This window comes from Protofrankia sp. Cas4 (genome assembly GCF_963555915.1).
Taxonomy (GTDB): Bacteria; Actinomycetota; Actinomycetes; order Frankiales; family Frankiaceae; genus Protofrankia.
In genome coordinates this window covers 1-15,569 of record NZ_CAUVXL010000259.1, presented here as the reverse complement: position 1 = coordinate 15,569, position 15,569 = coordinate 1, and the positions used below count along the sequence as shown (strand labels likewise).

The window sequence follows — 15,569 nt, the reverse complement described above, 5'->3', positions numbered from 1 at the left end:
CGACATCATCGGTCAGGGTGTCGACGAAGGCGCCTTCGACCCGGCCGTCGACCCCGCGGTCGCGGCCAACAGCATTATGCAGTTGATGAACTACACCCACCTGTGGTATAGACCCGAGGGTCGGCTGTCATTCGCCGACATCGGGGACTGGTACCGCACTTTCATCCTGCGCGGGCTCGCTCGGGCGCCGATCGGCTAGTGGGCCAAAGGCGATGCGATCGTGGTTCTGTCGCATCGCCGGGGGCCGAAGTCCCCCGGGTCACTGATGGCAGGCCCGAGGTCAGCCGGTACCAGGGCGCGGCTGCGGTCTGACGGACCTGAGCGACGGCCGCCGTCCGCGGCCGCGGGAAGCGGCAAAGGAGAAGACCATGACACCGGTCGTCGATTACCCCCTGTTCGACGCGGACTCGCACCTGTACGAACCGCGTGACGCGTTCGCCGACTACATCGACCCCGCATTTCGTGCGGAGGCGTTGCGACCGGTCCGCGACGCCGCCGGTACCGAACTGATCGTGGCTGGTGATCGGATTGTGACGTTCACCGACGGCAACCTGTACGAGCAGGTGCACGTCCCGGGGACGCTCGCCGAGAAGCTGCGCGCGATGAAGACCGGGATCGCCGACGACGAGCGCTTCTACCAGAAGCCCCGGCCTGAGTACCTGCAGCCGCAGGCCCGGCTGGCCGACCTCGATCGCCAGGGTGTCGAGGCTGCGCTTGTCTTTCCCGGGCTGGCGCTGTTCGCCGAGTCGTTCTGCCGGCGCACCGATGTCCTGTACGCCAACCTCAACGCCTTCAACCGGTGGCTGTTCGAAACCTGGGGGTTCGCGAACGGCGGCCGGCTGTTCTGCCCGCCGGCGATCTCGTTCCGGGACCTGGACGAGGCGGTTCGCCAAACCGAATGGGTGCTGGAACGCGGCGCCCGAGTCGTGATGTTGCGCACCGGACCGGCCTACGGCCGCTCGCCCGCAGACCCGTATTTCGACCCGATCTGGGCACGGCTCAACGAAGCGGCCGTGGGCGTCGCCTATCACATCACCGATTGCGGCTACAACGAGCGTGAAGCCGTGCATTGGGGCCAGGACTCCAATCCGCGCCCGTATGATCAGTCCGCCTGGCAGTGGATGAACCTGTATGGCGACCGGGCGATCATGGATACTCTGTCCGCGCTCGTCTACGACAACCTGTTCGGTCGATTTCCGCAGCTCAAGGTCATATCCGTCGAGCACGGTGCAGGCTGGTTGCCGTACTTCATGGGGCGCATCGACAAGATGCGCGGCATGGGACGCAACGGCCCGTGGATAGGCGGTCCCCTACCCTGCAGGCCGACCGAGATCGTGCGTGCGCACATCCTGGTGGTCCCCTACCCGGAGGACGACATCGCCGAGATCGCCGGCGCGGTGGGATCGGATTGCCTGGTGATGGGTTCGGACTATCCGCACGGGGAGGGCATGGCTGACCCGTCGCAGATGCCGAAACTGGTGGACTTCCTGCCGGCGAAGGAGCAGCGGGCGGTCTGCCGGGATCGTGGCATGGCCTTTGTGGGCCGGGCCGCGGCGGGGTGAACGTCCGCGTGAACGGCTGGGCGAACGGCCGCCCGGCCGTTCGCCCAGCTCTGGAGCGATCCCGTTTCTGCGGGCAGCGGACCTGAGGTTCACTGCCCACCGAAACGGGAAGCCGCTTCACTCCTCAGGCGAGAGCCGCAAGGGCCTCGTTGAAGCTCGTCGACGGACGCATGACAGCCGCGGCCATGGAGGCGTCGGGCTGGTAGTAACCTCCGATGTCGGTCGGCGAGCCCTGGACCGCGATCAGCTCGTCGACGATGGTCTGCTCCTGCTCGGCGAGCGTCTTGGCCAGGCCTGCGAACGCCGCCGCGAGATCGGCGTCGTCGGTCTGCGTGGCCAGCTCCTGCGCCCAGTAGAACGCCAGGTAGAAGTGACTGCCGCGGTTGTCGAGGCCGCCCAGGCGGCGGCTGGGCGACTTGTCCTCGTTGAGGAAGGTGGCAGTCGCGCGGTCGAGGGTGTCGGCGAGCACCTGAGCGCGTGCGTTACCCGTCGTCTGGGCGAGATGCTCGAAGCTGACCGCCAGCGCGAGGAACTCGCCCAGGCTGTCCCAGCGCAGGTAGTTCTCCTTGAGGAGCTGCTGGACGTGCTTGGGTGCGGAGCCGCCGGCCCCGGTCTCGAACAGGCCGCCGCCGTTCATGAGCGGGACGACCGAGAGCATCTTGGCGCTCGTACCGAGCTCCAGGATCGGGAACAGGTCGGTCAGGTAGTCACGCAGTACGTTGCCGGTAACCGAGATCGTGTTCTCGCCGCGGCGGATCCGCTCCAGCGAGAACGCGATCGCGTCGACCGGCGCCATGACCTCGATCTGCAGTCCCCGGATGTCGTGTTCGGGCAGGTATGCCCTGACTTTCTCGATCACCTTCGCGTCGTGCGCGCGGTTCTCGTCCAGCCAGAACACCGCCGGGTCGCCGGTGGCGCGGGCGCGGGTGACCGCGAGCTTCACCCAGTCCCTGATCGGTGCATCCTTGGCCTGGCATACGCGGAAGATGTCGCCGGCGGCGACCACCTGCTCCACAACCACGTCGCCGGCCTCGTCGACGACCCGCACCGTGCCCGTGGTGGGGATCTCGAAGGTCTTGTCGTGGCTGCCGTACTCCTCGGCCTGCTGCGCCATCAGACCGACGTTGGACACCGAGCCCATCGTCGCGGGGTCGAAGGCCCCGTTCGCCCGACAGTCGTCGAGGACGACCTGGTAGATGCCGGCGTAGCTGCTGTCGGGGAGAACCGCGAGGGTGTCCGCCTCCTGGCCGTCCGGCCCCCACATGCGACCAGAGGTGCGGATCATGGCCGGCATGGAGGCGTCGACGATGACATCGCTGGGCACGTGCAGGTTGGTGATGCCGCGGTCGGAGTCGACCATCGCCAGGGCGGGCCCGGCAGTCAGCTCGGCGGAGAAGGAGGCCTTGATCTCCGCGCCTTCGGGCAGCTGTTCCAGGCCCTTGAGGATGGCGCCGAGCCCGTCGTTCGGGCTCAGGCCTGCGGCGGCGAGCGTCGCACCGTACGCGGCGAACGTCGCCGGGAAGAAGGCCCGCACCACGTGACCGAAGATGATCGGGTCGGAGACCTTCATCATCGTCGCCTTCAGGTGCACCGAGAACAGTACGCCCTCGGCCTTGGCCCGGGCGATCTGTGCCGCAAGGAACTCATACAGCGCGGCCACGCGCATCACCGACGCGTCCACGACCTCGCCCGCCAGCACCGGCACGGACGCACGCAGGACGGTGGTGGCACCGTCGTCACCCGCCAGTTCGATGCGCACCGAGCCGTCCCGGGTGATGACCACGGACCGCTCGGTGGAGCGGAAATCGTCGGCAACCATGGTGGCGACGTTCGTCTTCGAGTCGGACCGCCACGCGCCCATCCGGTGCGGGTGGGTCCTGGCGTAGTTTTTCACCGACGCAGGGGCACGGCGATCGGAGTTGCCCTCGCGTAGCACCGGATTGACCGCACTGCCCTTGACCGTGTCGTAACGGACGCGGATGGCCCGATCATCGTCGGTCTTCGGGTCGTCAGGGTAGTCCGGCAACGCGTAGCCATGCTGCTGCAGCTCGGCGATCGCCGCCTTCAGCTGCGGAAGCGACGCCGAGACGTTCGGCAGCTTGATGATGTTCGCCCCGGGCGTCCTGGCCAGTTCACCGAGCTCGGTGAGCGCGTCAGGGATGCGCTGAGCCTCCCCGAGATACTCGGGGAAACTGGCGATGATCCGCCCCGCCAGGGAGATGTCACGGCTTTCGACACTGACACCGGCCGCTCGGGCGTATGCCTGGACCACTGGCAGGAACGCGTACGTCGCCAGGGCCGGGGCCTCGTCAGTGTGGGTGTAGATGATGGTCGAATCAGTCACCGATACTCCGCTTCACGTATACTTTGCCTCAATCTCAAGGTATATCCTGATCATCCCACCCTTGCTTTGATCACGACGGCGGGTGTGCGCTCATCGTCATCGACCGCCCGGCTGGCAGCTGCGGTGGAACACCGCACCAGACTGAGGGTCAGGCGCATTCGACCCTCTCATGCGGACGGCTTCGGCGAGCCCACCACCGCCCACATCAGGGTTCTGGAGATCCATACCGTTCAGATCAGTTCTGCGGGAGGCGGACCGATATCACGCCAACGCAGCCGCCTTGCGCAGCAGCACCGACCGCTCGCGGACGTTGCAGCACAGTCGGGCGGCGAGCTCCAGCTCGGCCCGTGCCTCCGCGGTCCGGCCGAGTCGGACGAGCAGCTCACCGCGCACGCTCGGGAGCAGGTACGACCTCGACAGGCGGTCCGAGGCGACCAGCTCATCCACGATAGACAGCGCCTGCTGTGGTCCATTCGCCATCGCGACGGCGACGGCCCGGTTGAGCTCGACGACGGGTGACCGAGCCACGCGGCCGAGCGCCTCATAGAGGAGCACGACACGCTCCCAGTCGGTCTCCGACACCGAGGACGCCGACGCGTGGCAGGCGGCGATCGCTGCCTGCAGCCCGTACGGTCCCAGGCCACGCCCGAGCGCCGAGGCCCGGCCGATCGCGGCCAGACCGCGACGGATCGCCGACCGGTCCCACCGGCGCCGGTCCTGATCCTCCAGGAGCACGGCCTCGCCATCGGGCCCGGTGCGCGCGGGAAAACGCGCGGCCGTGAGCTCGAACAGGGCGAGCAGCCCGCACACCTCCGGCTCGTCGGGCAACAATGCGGCCAGCATCCGGGCCAGCCGGATCGCCTCGTACGCGAGATCGGGACGCAGCAGGCGGTCACCGGTCGTCGCCGTCGAGCCCTCCGCGAAAATCACGTACAGCACGCTCAGGACACCACCGAGCCGGTGGCGCCGTTCCTCGGACGGCGGCAGCTCGAACGGCACTCCCGCCGCGGCGATCGTCTTCTTCGCCCGCGTGATCCGTGCCTGGACCGTCGGCACGGGCACGAGGAACGCCCGGGCGATCTCCTCGCTCGCCAGGCCGCCGACCGTGCGCAGCGTCAGGGCCACCCGGGCCTCGGACGAGAGCACCGGATGACAGGCCACGAACATCAGCGCGAGGACGTCGTCCTCGACCCGGTCGGGATCCCACGGCAGGTCATCCGACCGGTCCCGCGGGGCCACCGCGCCCGAGCTCACCTCACCCTCGGCGAGCTGGCCGGCGAGCATGGCGTAGCGCTCGTCGAGTGCCGACCGGCGGCGGAAGCTGTCGATGGCGCGCCGCCGCGCGGTCGACAGCAGCCAGCCCACCGGGTTCGCCGGCGCACCGTCTCGCGACCAGGTGACGAGCGCCTCCGCCACCGCCGCCTGCGCGACGTCCTCGGCGAGCGCGAAGTCCCCGGTGTAGCGGGCCAGCGCACCGACGATCCGTGCGGAGGAGATCCGCCAGACGGCCTCGACGGCCCGCCGCGCCGACTCGGTGCTCGGCGGGCCGCCGGTGGCCGCGGGCATCAGAGCTGGCCGGTCCGCTCGCGCCACGCCCGCTCCTTGATGATCCACTCATTGTCCTGCGGGAACTCCTCGATGCTCGGCACGCGGCGGATCTCGCACTTCGTGCCGGCAGCCGCCGGCAGTCGCTTGGCCCACTCGACCGCCTCCTCCTTCGAGGCCACGTCGATCACGTAGAAACCGCCGAACAGCTCCTTCGTCTCGCCGTACGGACCGTCGGTGACCACCGGCGTCTCGCCGCTGAAGTCGACCACCACGCCCTGGGTCGGGTCGTCCAGGCCCTCGGCGGCGACGAGCACGCCAGCCCGGATCATCTCCTCGCTGAAACGACCCACCGTCTCGAGCCTCTGCTCGAAGGGCGTCTCCATCATCTTCGCGACGGATTCGTCCGTGCCTCGCATGATCAGCATGTACTTCGGCATCGTCGATCTCCTTGATCTCGCCGGTCGCCTCTCGACCCTGTCACTCCCAGGTCGAACGGGACAGCCGCGAATCGACACGTCAGACGGACCCAGGCCAGCCAGGGCACTGGTCATAGTCGGACCCGCGCAGCTGGACCGCGAGATCGCGGCCCACGGAACTCCGGTGCCGCCGTCGAACTGACCAGCGTGAGGCCGGGGCCGGGGCCGGGCAGCGCGGCACAGTCGTCCAGAGCACCCACCATTGTCTCTGTGCATTTCCGTCGACGGGATGACTGCCGTCACGGGACTGTTGCCGGCACCGAACTGTTGATCTGACGATCTTCGGAGGGCGGCACCGATCGCCGGGTTGACAGGCGCGCTTCCGCGTAGATCGCCAGACGGCTCGCGAGATAGTTGATGCCGATGAAGATAGCGGCGATCACCAGATATGTCTGAATCGGGTTGTGCAGTGTCTGAATGGCGATCAGACCGCGGCGCAGCAGCTCCTCGTAGGCGATGAACGCGCCGAGAGACGTGTCTTTGAGGATCACGACGAGCTGGCTGATCAATGCTGGCAGCATCGATCGGAACGCCTGGGGCAACAGGATGAACCGCATGGACTGGGCGCGAGTGAGACCCAGCGCGGCGGCGGCGTCGGACTGACCTTTCGGTACCGCGAGGATACCCGCCCGGACGATCTCGGAGATGACCACCGAGTTGTAGGCTGTGAGACCGATGACGATGTACCACAACAGCGGCAGCTTGAGCCCATACGTGGGGAGAACCTGATACGCGAAAAAGATTGCGATAACCACCGGGACGGCGCGCAGGATCTCAACCGTACCGACGATTATCCCGCGGTACCATCGGGATGTCGAGATCCTCGTCGCCGCGATGAGAACCCCGAACGGCAGCGACAACGACATCGCCAGGGCGGCGGCCGTCAGGGTGTGCAGGAGACCGCCGCCGAACAGGCGCCACAGGTCGGCGAAGTTCGCGTCGTTCGGGTCGAACAGCGGGCTCCACTTCGCAGCGGCGAACTGGCCGTTCGCGGCGAGCCGCCGTACGACGAGCGCCGCGATGCCGACCAGGGCCAGGCCCGCCACCACCGTGGCGATACGGATCCGCCGTCGCCCGCGGGGGCCCGGCGCATCGTAGAGATGGCCTCCGCTCACCGGGCGACCGTCATACGCTTCTCCAGTACCCCCAGGAGCAGACCTGCGGGAATAATGATGATCAGATAACCGATCACCACGCCGGTGTAGACCGGCAGTGCCGGTTCACCCCGGGCGCTGTTCAGCGTGTTCGCCACACTGTAAAGTTCGCCGCCGACCCCGAAGGCGCCGAGGATCGCCGAATTTTTGATCATTGCGATCGCGACGCTGCCCAGCGGCGGAATCACCGCCCGCACAGCCTGCGGCAGCACGATCAGTCGTAGCGACTGACCGAAGGTGAGACCTATCGCGCGCGCGGCCTCGGCCTGGCCTGCGTCGACCGCGCCAATACCGCTGCGTAGCGCCTCGCACACGAACGCAGCGGTATAAACAGCGAGCCCGGCGACACCGAAAACCAAATAGGCACCGTTGATGCCCACCTCGGGGAGGCCGAACGCAAAGAAGAACAGAACAATCGTCAATGGACAGTTACGGACCAGCGTGACGTACGCGGTGCCGGTGGCTCGCAGGGGTGCCACGGGCGACACCCGGAACACCGCCAGCACGATCCCGAGCAGCAACGCCCCCACAGCCGCCAAGCCGCAGATCTTCAATGTTCCCAGCAGGCCGTGGGCGTACAGGCCCACGTTGTCGGTGATGACACCCATGGCGGCTCCCGTGGTGATCTTAGCTCAGGAACAGGTGGCGAGTGTGGGGAGGGTCGGTGTGGTCCCGGTGACCTTACCCGCCGTGGACTGCCAGGCCTTGGCGTAGCGCCCGTCCGCCGACGCCGCGGTCAGCTGCTCGTGAATGAACTGGCAGAAGGCGATGTCACCCTTTTTGATACCGATGCCGTAGGGCTCGGTGGTGAAGGGCTTGTCGACCAGCTTGAAGGCACCGCCGCTGGCGTCGGCAAGGCCCAACAGGACGACGTTGTCGGTGGTGACGGCATCGACCTGGCCGGTGCGCAAGGCATCCGCACACTTGGAGTAGACGTCGAAGAGCACGATGTTGGACGCGTCGACGTATTGTTTGATCTTCTCAGCCGGAGTCGACCCGGAGACGGAGCAGACCTTCGCGTTCGCGGGACGCAACGACTCCGGCCCGGTGATGGTGGTGTTGTCCTTCTTCACCATGATGTCCTGGCCGGCCTGGTAGTAGGGCCCGGCGAAGCTGACGAGCTGCTTGCGTTTGTCATTGATCGTGTAGGTGGCGACGACGAAGTCGACCTTGCCCTGCTGGATCGCTCCCTCACGCTGGGACGACGGCGTCTCGACGAAGGTGATGCCACTCTCGTTGATCCCCATACCGGCGGATATGATCTTCGCGATTTCGACGTCGAATCCGGCGACCTTGCCATCAAGCCCTTTCAGCCCGAACAACGGCTGGTCGAACTTGGTGCCGACGGTGACCTTCCCCGCAGCGGCGAGCCTCGCCATCGTCGTGCCGGCGGCGAAGGTGGGTGAGCTCCCGGCGCCGACCGTCTTGTCGGTCGAGGCGGTCGAGTCGCCTCCGCAGCCGGCGACGGCGAGCGTGACCGCACAGGCGAGCACGGTCGCCGCGAACCATCGCCGTCGCATGGAGCGCGCCGGGAGCAGACGGCGCCGGACCGGTGGCTGTGGAATCCGCATGTTTGTCCTCTCAATGGATGTGTCGGCCGTGAAAGCTGGCGGTGCGGCAACCCGGTTGAACAGCCCGGTGGGCCGCCGGATAGCGGGGCACGCTATCAGTGCGGGAGGACACGGGCCAGGAAATCACGGGCCCTCGGTGTCCGTGGGTTGTCGAAAAAGCTTTCCGGCGTCCCTTCCTCAAGGATTCGACCGTCAGCCATGAATACGATACGGTGTGCGGCGCGCCGGGCGAACCCCATCTCGTGGGTGACCACAACCATGGTCATGCCGTCGCCGGCGAGCTCCGTCATGACGTCGAGCACCTCGGCGATGTACTCCGGATCGAGGGCCGAGGTGGGCTCGTCGAACAGGATCACCTTCGGGTCCATGGCAAGCGCCCGGGCAATCGCGACGCGTTGCTGTTGCCCGCCAGAAAGATGAGCAGGGTAGCTGTCTGCCTTTTCCCCGATGCCCACCCGGTCGAGTAGTTCCCGGCCCTGACGCTCGGCCGCTTCCCGCGGGATTCTCTTGACCTTGATCGGCCCGAGAGTGACGTTCTCCAGCGCGGTCTTGTGCGCAAACAGGTTGAACGACTGGAAGACCATGCCCACTTCGGCGCGTAACCGCGCGAGGGCACGCCCCTCGTCGGGCAGTCGCTCCCCGCCAATCATGATCTGACCGGCGTCCACGGTCTCCAGGCGGTTGATACACCTGCACAGTGTCGACTTACCCGATCCCGAAGGGCCGATGACGACGACCACCTCACCGCTGTGCACAGTGAGGTTGATCTCGTGGAGTGCACGGAAACCACCAAACGATTTCTCGACGCCCGCCATGATGATCAGCGGTTCACCCCGAGCGTCCTCCGTCACGGTCAACCCTTCGGTCAGATTGAGCGGAACGGTAGCAGGTACAGGTCACCGACCGGTAGGGGAGTCCGGAATCCGGGCCTGTCCGGAAGTGGACGCCGGCGAACGCGCGGAAAGCATATTGACATACTCTGGTGCCACGGGCTGGCTCTGTGGGTCCGATAGCTTCGGATCCGGACGTTCGGATGGCCCCGGGCGCCGCTGGGATCCTCTTGGATCGCGTCCGATGTGCGACATGCTACCGGTGGCCGGTACGCCGAGATCAGCAAGGAGCGTCAGCGCGGACATCCGACCAGACCCGGCTACGGCGCGCTTGCCTCCTGCCGGGCGGAGACCTCCGGGCGCAGGTCCGTCGGCAGCACGAGTTTGCGTGCCTCGCGCCGCAGTACTTTGCCGTAGGCGTTTTTGGGCAGGGCGTCGAGGTAGATGATCTGTTTGGGTTTCTTGAAGCTGGCGATGTGGGTACGGCTGAAGTCGATGAGTTCGTGTTCGGGTGGCGGATGCTCGAGCGGCGCCTATCCGCCGGCGAAAGTGGTAATAACTCGCCCGCTCTTGGTGGTGTCGACGCCAGTCCGACCAGCGCCGAGTGACGCTGAAAGGGATGGCCTTCTGCCAGACCTGGGCAATAATATGACGGATCCCATTGAGGTCTGCAATCAGCCCGACGGCACGCCACCGCGTACGCGATCCGATTCTCTATGAGACGATCAACGCATGCACGGGACAAAGGGGGCGTCGTAGGTGACCCAGCCGAATCACCAACTGCGAAGCGCCAGGGAACGGATCGAGTCACCGCATGCCCCCGGCGAGTCCCTGTCACGTCGGGAACTCGCCGAGCTCGTGAATGCTGCTGTGTTCTCAGCGACAGGTCGTACGGTCATGGTCGACGATCATTACATCGGCAAGCTCGAACGAGGGATCATCCGATGGCCACAGGACAACTACCGTACGGCATTCCGTGCCATACTCCGGGTATCGTCCGATGCTGAGCTCGGTTTCCGTCGACCACGCCGCCCTCACTCACGTCGAGCCGACGAAACCATCCCCTCAGCGGCCCTCATCGCTCCCGGTACCGTCCCCCCGAGCGGCTACCCGTTAGCTGAAGGTGCAGACTCACAGCTACGTTTGACGACCACACCGGCGGGGAGCCTCCCCGCCGATCTCGCACTATTGGACGAGTGGTCGGCCATGTTACGTAGAGACCTACTCACCCAAGGGGCGGTGACCCTCACCGCGCTCACACACCTTGAGTCCTACCTGTCCGCACTTGACGCCGATCCGGCCGCCAAGATCTCTGTGCTCCGTTCGGTGATCACAGCGCAGCGTCGCCGTGAGGGGTCGATGCCCGCTCGCGGGCTCGCCGGAATCGTAGTCGAGCATTTGCGTTTACTCCGCGCCGTAGGAGAAGACGCCCAAGAGCCAGCAGCACAGCGGCTCGCCGCCGAGGGGTTGAGCGAGGGATACGGGTTCCTTGCCTGGCTTGCGTGGGACATGTGGGAGATCGGTTCTGCTCAGCGGTACTACCATGCCGCCGTCCGCATGGCACGCCAGTCACGGCATCCCACCCTGACGGCCTACATGCTAGGCAGTACCGCCGTGTTCACCACGAAATCCGGCAATTCCCATCGTGCCGTGGACCTGATTCATCAGGCACGTGAATCCCTCCCAGCCCGCACACACGACACCATCAAAGCTTGGCTGTACTCCACCTCTGCCGCCGCGTACGCTTCCGCGCAGCAACCAGACGAGACATGGCGATATCTTGATATGGCCCATGAGGCCACGGCTCGCATCCGAGTGGATGATAATCCGCCATGGCCGTGGATCATGCGTTTTGACGGCGAAAAACTAGCAGGATACCGGCTTATAGCCGCCGTGGATCTTCACAATCCAACAGCGGCTCTGAGTAGTGCGTCGCTCGCCACAAAAGCGCAGGCCCACAGCGCCCAGCATGCGCTTAATCTCCTGGCAAAAACAGACGCTCATGCGATGAACCGAGACTATGACCAAAGCGCGACCGTTGCCCTCACCGCGCTCGATGCTGCATCGATGAAAACATCTCAGAGGGTCATCCGCGCAGCGTAGAAGACACGCCACGCACTTCCCGTTAAGCTTCGCATCGAATCAGTTCAGCGGCTTGACGCGAGACTCCGAACCTTGGACCCGCTCGACATCTGAAAGGCGCCTTCCACTGTGATCAACGTCGGCATTACAGGGCATCGTGCGCTCACTCCGATGATCGAAGGATACATACGTCGAGAGATTCGTGTAACCCTCCAAACACAAAACGCCTCCGACCTTACCGGAATCACGTGCCTCGCAGACGGCGCGGACACCATATTCGCCGAAGTCGTCTCGGAGATGGGTGGCCGACTGATTGTGATCGTTCCCGCCACCACTTACCGCGATAACCTCCCGGCTGAACACCATTCCGCATACGACCAGCTCTACAACCAGGCAAACGAGATCTACCGCCTGGCCTTCCACGAGTCGAGCTCCAAGGCCCATATGCAGGCCAGCCGCCTACTGACAAGGTTGATCAACTGATCGCAGTATGGGACGGACAACCAAGCCGAGGACCCGGCGGGACAGCCGATGTGATCGACTATGCGCACGCCAAGAGCATCCCAGTCACCGTCATCTGGCCCGCAGGCGCGGTAAGACCCTGAAGAGCGGCGGGGGCGCGGCTCGCGCCGGTGCCGTTCGCCCCGTCCCGGACCGCGGCCCGGCTCGCGGAACGGTTCGGGCCCAGCCAGCTCGCCGGGATCGAGACCGGCCTGGCCGGGATCGCCGGGATCGCCTGGATCGCCTGGATCGCCTGGATCGCCTGGATCGCCAGGCAGATGATGGGCTTCCTGCCGGCGCAGCGGCGCGCCGAGCTCGTCACCCACCGCCCGACGCTGGACTGCGACTCGACCGACGTTGAGGTCTACGGCCACGCGAAGCATGGTCCCGGACCCGATATCGATCAAGTCGAGAATCCGTTGACGATCTTCGGCAGCGCTATTGGCGGATGTAGGTCTGACTCCTGTGCATGCAGGGTTGAGGATCAAGACCCGGGGTGGGTGTTGGAGCACCGACCCCGGGTCGTTGCCGTTCCGGCGTTCGATCCGGGAACCGCCCGTCGGAAGATCCATTACGGCGAGACGGTGAGATCAACGGTGGCACCCGTGTCGGCGCGGAGCGGCAGATGCTGCAGGAATGGCACTACTTCTTCGACTACAGGCGACGGTGGCGGAACCTGCGGAAAATTCGGCGAGCGCCGCCACGTCGGCGACCGGGCGCCCGCGAGCACGGGGGCGCGCAGCGGAGCCGCTCGATGTTGACGGCGACGCCGGGCGAGGACATGTCGACGATGAGTTGGCTCAGGCCGCCGTGCCTGTCGTCGCCGGCCGGTGTCTTTCAGCAGAGGACCACGAAGTAGTGGCTGTGGTGGGCGTGGCTCGTCCTTCGGGCCCAACGTGACGAGAGCGAAGGCCGGCAGATCAGCCATCGGCCTTGGTGGCGCCCTCGAGCTCCATGTGCGTTCGCTTCCCGCGCCGGGCCATCTCGCTGATAATGCTATAGTATAGTAACAATTTAAAGATCTAGGGCTGCTTACCGGCGAACCCGTGGTTGGCGGACCTGACGGGGACCACCGTTTCAGTCCCGGCGACGAGCACCGGCCACGGACACAAAGAGGGGTTTGATGGACTACTCGCGGTACCGGCACCTCGAGGTCACGCAGGACGGCGGGATTGCGACGGTCACGATCAACCGTCCCGAGGTGAAGAACGCAATCCATCACGAGCTCCACGAGGAATTCGGGACGATCTTCGCCGATCTCGACATCGACGATTCGTGCGATGTCGTCGTCCTCACCGGTGCCGTCGGCGCGTTCTCGGGGGCGGCGATCTCAACTGGATCCTGGCCATGTGCGGCGACTTCGTCTACGCGACGCCCGACGCCGTGTTCGCCGACCCGCACGTCGCTGTCGGCCTGGTCGCGGGCGACGGCGGCGCGGTGATCTGGCCACAGCTGGTCGGCTACGCCCGTGCCCGCCGCTACCTGCTGACCGGCGACGCGATCCGTGGCAGGGAAGCGGCCGAGATGGGCCTCATCACCGAGGCCGTTCCCGACGACCAGCTCGATGCGCTCGTCGACGCCATGGCGCAGCGTCTCGCGTCCGGCGCGTCATACGCTATCAAGTACACCAAGGCCGCCATCAATGCCGGCCTCAAGGTGACCGCCGCTGCCGTCATCGATCGGGCTTCCGCCTTCGAGAACCTCACCCAGTTCACGAACGACAACCGAATCGCCGCCGAGGCTTTCCTCACCAAGGAGAAGCCTGTTTTCACCCGGTCCTGAGCCTCGGCTGGTGTCCTGAAGCTCGACTGGTGTTCTGAGCCTCAGCTAATAGAGACAGGGGGCAAGTAGCTCAGTGTCCAGACGTTGTGACGTGGTCTCATGAGCGATCGTCCGGTATCCCTTGCCAAGGGCCGTGTCCGCGTCAATCGGGTCGCCGATATCGTGGCGGATCGCATCCGCGAGCTCATTGTCACCGGCGACCTGGCGGACGGCGATCGCCTGCCACGCCTGGATGTTCTACTCAAGGACTTCGGCGTCAGCGGGCCCTCGATGCGCGAGGCCCTGCGCGTCCTGGAGTCCGAGGGGCTCATCACCGTTCAACGCGGCAGCATCGGCGGCGCCGTGGTCCACCGTCCCGATGCGAAGACCGCTGCCTACATCGTGGCCCTGGTGCTGCGTAGTCGAGACACGCAGTTGCGCGATGTGTTCGAGGGCATGTCCCTTCTCGAGCCGGTGTGTGCGATGTTGTGCGCGCGTCGCCCGGACCGCAAGACGACGGTAGTATCCGAGCTGCGCAAGGTCAACGGTGCCTCTCGCCGGCTCATCGACGGCGATGAGCTGGCCTTCAACGAGACCATGGCCGCGTTTCACGAGACGTTGGTGCAGCGGTGTGGCAACGAGACGCTCACGCTCGTGGCCGGGATCTTGGAATCGATCTGGCTCGTCCATGAACGGTCCTGGGCCGAGGCCAAGACCGCGCGGGGCGCCTTGCTCAGCCGGCCGGAGAAGCTGAAGAGGCTCGAGTCCCATGAGGAGATCTGCGACCTGATCGAGGCTGGCGAGGAGCGCAGGGTTGTGGAAGCCATGACCGAGCACATCGAGGTCCAGCTCATCTACAGCGAATGGCTCGACCCCACCGAACGCGTGGATGCCCGGGCCATCCGACACGACACGTAAAAGCGCCCGGCGCTCAGCGAGCGGCGCGGGGGCTGAACAGCCCATGGGCGTTGTCGTGCATGATCTTGCTGATCTCGTCCTGGTCGAAGCTCGCCGAGGACTCGGTGAAGGTGACGGGCTCGGCCAGGCCGTCGGTGTGGGGGTAGTCCGAGCCGAAGCGGAAGGCGATCTCCCCCTTCAAGGTGCCCACGGTGGTGAAGGTCGTCGCCGAGGAGGACATCCCGTTCCTGCCCAGCAGCAAGGCGGACAAGCGAGGCATCGCCGCCATGCTCGCTCGGCATCGGGAGGCACCGCTGACCGCGCCGGCCGGCTGACCGGCGCGCTCCCCGGCGATCGACTGTGTCGATCGCCGGGGAGCCTGCGTCGCAGCTCGCTGGTCGAACGAAAGTTTTCAAACAGACTCGTACCGGTTAGGCAAGCCTGATGATTCCGAATGTCTCCCGGTGTGGGCCGGCGAGCACCGCAAACCGGCCGGTTGGAATGTCCATCGGCGGCATCAGGAGCGACCCGCCGAGTGCCTGTGCCTCGGTGACCGCCGCGTCGGTGTCGGTAACCGCGAAATAGGTCAACCAGAACGACGGGACCTCAGCGGGGATGTTCGGTGGCATGGGCATCATCCCGGCGATCGTCTCGCCGTCACGCTTCCACTCGTAGTACTCCATCGGGCCGCCCTGCGCCCCGGAGTCGTCCACCGCCCAACCGAACACCGCCGGGTAGAACGCCTTCGCCGCGGACAGGTCGCGCGTGTCCAACTCGTTCCAGCAGAACGCGCCGGGCTCGTTCGCCAACTCGGCGCCCTTGACCTCCCCAGGCTGCCACACC

15 protein-coding genes and 3 pseudogenes are annotated in these 15,569 nt (G+C 65.9%); 8 read left to right on the top strand and 10 right to left on the bottom strand.

All coding sequences use genetic code 11. From position 1 onward, the window contains the following. A pseudogene (locus U9979_RS23385) lies at nucleotides 1-199 on the top strand (TetR/AcrR family transcriptional regulator); the annotation flags it as partial. 169 nt (nucleotides 200-368) lie between these two features. Beyond that, nucleotides 369-1,562 (top strand): amidohydrolase family protein, encoded by a 1,194-nt coding sequence (locus U9979_RS23380; protein ID WP_322780979.1) that lies wholly within the window; start codon nucleotides 369-371, stop codon nucleotides 1,560-1,562. A 124-nt stretch (nucleotides 1,563-1,686) separates the two neighbouring features. On the opposite strand, the gene U9979_RS23375 is transcribed toward U9979_RS23380, so the two are convergent. The 7 genes from U9979_RS23375 to U9979_RS23345 all read right to left on the bottom strand — a co-directional run bounded on the left by U9979_RS23375 (nucleotide 1,687) and on the right by U9979_RS23345 (nucleotide 9,470). Beyond that, complete coding sequence (locus U9979_RS23375) at nucleotides 1,687-3,906, bottom strand: NADP-dependent isocitrate dehydrogenase (RefSeq protein ID WP_322780978.1); 2,220 nt, start codon at nucleotides 3,904-3,906, stop codon at nucleotides 1,687-1,689. Nucleotides 3,907-4,167: 261 nt separating this feature from the next. Beyond that, nucleotides 4,168-5,472, bottom strand: a complete 1,305-nt coding sequence (locus U9979_RS23370; protein WP_322780981.1) for an RNA polymerase sigma factor — start codon at nucleotides 5,470-5,472, stop codon at nucleotides 4,168-4,170. After that, nucleotides 5,472-5,891 (bottom strand): YciI family protein, encoded by a 420-nt coding sequence (locus U9979_RS23365; RefSeq protein ID WP_322768700.1) that lies wholly within the window; start codon nucleotides 5,889-5,891, stop codon nucleotides 5,472-5,474. Before U9979_RS23365 ends, U9979_RS23370 begins: the two co-directional genes overlap by 1 nt. A gap of 278 nt (nucleotides 5,892-6,169) precedes the next feature. Further along, complete coding sequence (locus U9979_RS23360; protein ID WP_322780977.1) at nucleotides 6,170-7,045, bottom strand: amino acid ABC transporter permease; 876 nt, start codon at nucleotides 7,043-7,045, stop codon at nucleotides 6,170-6,172. Continuing rightward, complete coding sequence (locus U9979_RS23355; RefSeq protein WP_322755847.1) at nucleotides 7,042-7,692, bottom strand: amino acid ABC transporter permease; 651 nt, start codon at nucleotides 7,690-7,692, stop codon at nucleotides 7,042-7,044. Before U9979_RS23355 ends, U9979_RS23360 begins: the two co-directional genes overlap by 4 nt. Nucleotides 7,693-7,716: 24 nt before the next feature. After that, entirely contained in the window at nucleotides 7,717-8,655 is a 939-nt protein-coding gene (locus U9979_RS23350; protein ID WP_416220288.1) for a transporter substrate-binding domain-containing protein, read from the bottom strand. Between the two features lie 95 nt (nucleotides 8,656-8,750). Continuing rightward, nucleotides 8,751-9,470: an amino acid ABC transporter ATP-binding protein gene (locus tag U9979_RS23345; protein WP_322768704.1), complete on the bottom strand. Its 720-nt coding sequence runs from the start codon at nucleotides 9,468-9,470 to the stop codon at nucleotides 8,751-8,753. A gap of 1,254 nt (nucleotides 9,471-10,724) precedes the next feature. On the opposite strand from U9979_RS23345, the gene U9979_RS23340 reads away from it, so the two are divergent. Together U9979_RS23340 and U9979_RS23335 are read left to right on the top strand one after the other, a co-directional pair. Then, entirely contained in the window at nucleotides 10,725-11,588 is an 864-nt protein-coding gene (locus U9979_RS23340; protein ID WP_322780976.1) for a hypothetical protein, read from the top strand. A gap of 108 nt (nucleotides 11,589-11,696) precedes the next feature. Then, nucleotides 11,697-12,050, top strand: coding sequence for a hypothetical protein (locus tag U9979_RS23335; protein ID WP_322780975.1), 354 nt, complete (start codon nucleotides 11,697-11,699; stop codon nucleotides 12,048-12,050). A gap of 58 nt (nucleotides 12,051-12,108) precedes the next feature. On the opposite strand, the gene U9979_RS25425 is transcribed toward U9979_RS23335, so the two are convergent. After that, entirely contained in the window at nucleotides 12,109-12,390 is a 282-nt protein-coding gene (locus U9979_RS25425; protein ID WP_416220287.1) for a hypothetical protein, read from the bottom strand. A 267-nt stretch (nucleotides 12,391-12,657) separates the two neighbouring features. Here U9979_RS25425 and U9979_RS25420 point away from each other — a divergent pair. From U9979_RS25420 to U9979_RS23320, 3 genes and pseudogenes are all read left to right on the top strand, one after another. Then, nucleotides 12,658-12,756 (top strand): annotated as a pseudogene (locus U9979_RS25420) (enoyl-CoA hydratase); the annotation flags it as partial. Between the two features lie 435 nt (nucleotides 12,757-13,191). After that, nucleotides 13,192-13,850: pseudogene (locus tag U9979_RS23325) on the top strand (enoyl-CoA hydratase/isomerase family protein). 99 nt (nucleotides 13,851-13,949) lie between these two features. Continuing rightward, a complete protein-coding gene (locus tag U9979_RS23320) occupies nucleotides 13,950-14,747 on the top strand; it encodes a FadR/GntR family transcriptional regulator (RefSeq protein WP_322780973.1) in 798 nt (265 codons plus the stop codon). A gap of 13 nt (nucleotides 14,748-14,760) precedes the next feature. On the opposite strand, the gene U9979_RS23315 is transcribed toward U9979_RS23320, so the two are convergent. Then, entirely contained in the window at nucleotides 14,761-14,937 is a 177-nt protein-coding gene (locus tag U9979_RS23315) for a hypothetical protein (protein ID WP_322780972.1), read from the bottom strand. A gap of 1 nt (nucleotide 14,938) precedes the next feature. On the opposite strand from U9979_RS23315, the gene U9979_RS23310 reads away from it, so the two are divergent. Continuing rightward, nucleotides 14,939-15,061 carry a hypothetical protein gene (locus tag U9979_RS23310; protein ID WP_322780971.1) on the top strand — a complete coding sequence of 41 codons (123 nt, stop codon included), beginning with the start codon at nucleotides 14,939-14,941 and terminating at the stop codon, nucleotides 15,059-15,061. 96 nt (nucleotides 15,062-15,157) lie between these two features. Here U9979_RS23310 and U9979_RS23305 read toward each other — a convergent pair. Beyond that, on the bottom strand, nucleotides 15,158-15,569 hold a 412-nt coding region (locus tag U9979_RS23305), incomplete at its 5' end, for a VOC family protein (RefSeq protein WP_322780970.1).

Excerpts from the sequence above, each read along its gene's own strand:
- U9979_RS23355 (WP_322755847.1), bottom strand. The coding sequence starts at position 7,692 with ATGGGTGTCATCACCGACAACGTGGGCCTGTACGCCCACGGCCTGCTG.
- U9979_RS23320 (WP_322780973.1), top strand. The coding sequence starts at position 13,950 with ATGAGCGATCGTCCGGTATCCCTTGCCAAGGGCCGTGTCCGCGTCAAT.
- U9979_RS23365 (WP_322768700.1), bottom strand. The coding sequence starts at position 5,891 with ATGCCGAAGTACATGCTGATCATGCGAGGCACGGACGAATCCGTCGCG.
- U9979_RS23345 (WP_322768704.1), bottom strand. The coding sequence starts at position 9,470 with ATGGCGGGCGTCGAGAAATCGTTTGGTGGTTTCCGTGCACTCCACGAG.
- U9979_RS23370 (WP_322780981.1), bottom strand. The coding sequence starts at position 5,472 with ATGCCCGCGGCCACCGGCGGCCCGCCGAGCACCGAGTCGGCGCGGCGG.
- U9979_RS23380 (WP_322780979.1), top strand. The coding sequence starts at position 369 with ATGACACCGGTCGTCGATTACCCCCTGTTCGACGCGGACTCGCACCTG.
- U9979_RS23350 (WP_416220288.1), bottom strand. The coding sequence starts at position 8,655 with ATGCGGATTCCACAGCCACCGGTCCGGCGCCGTCTGCTCCCGGCGCGC.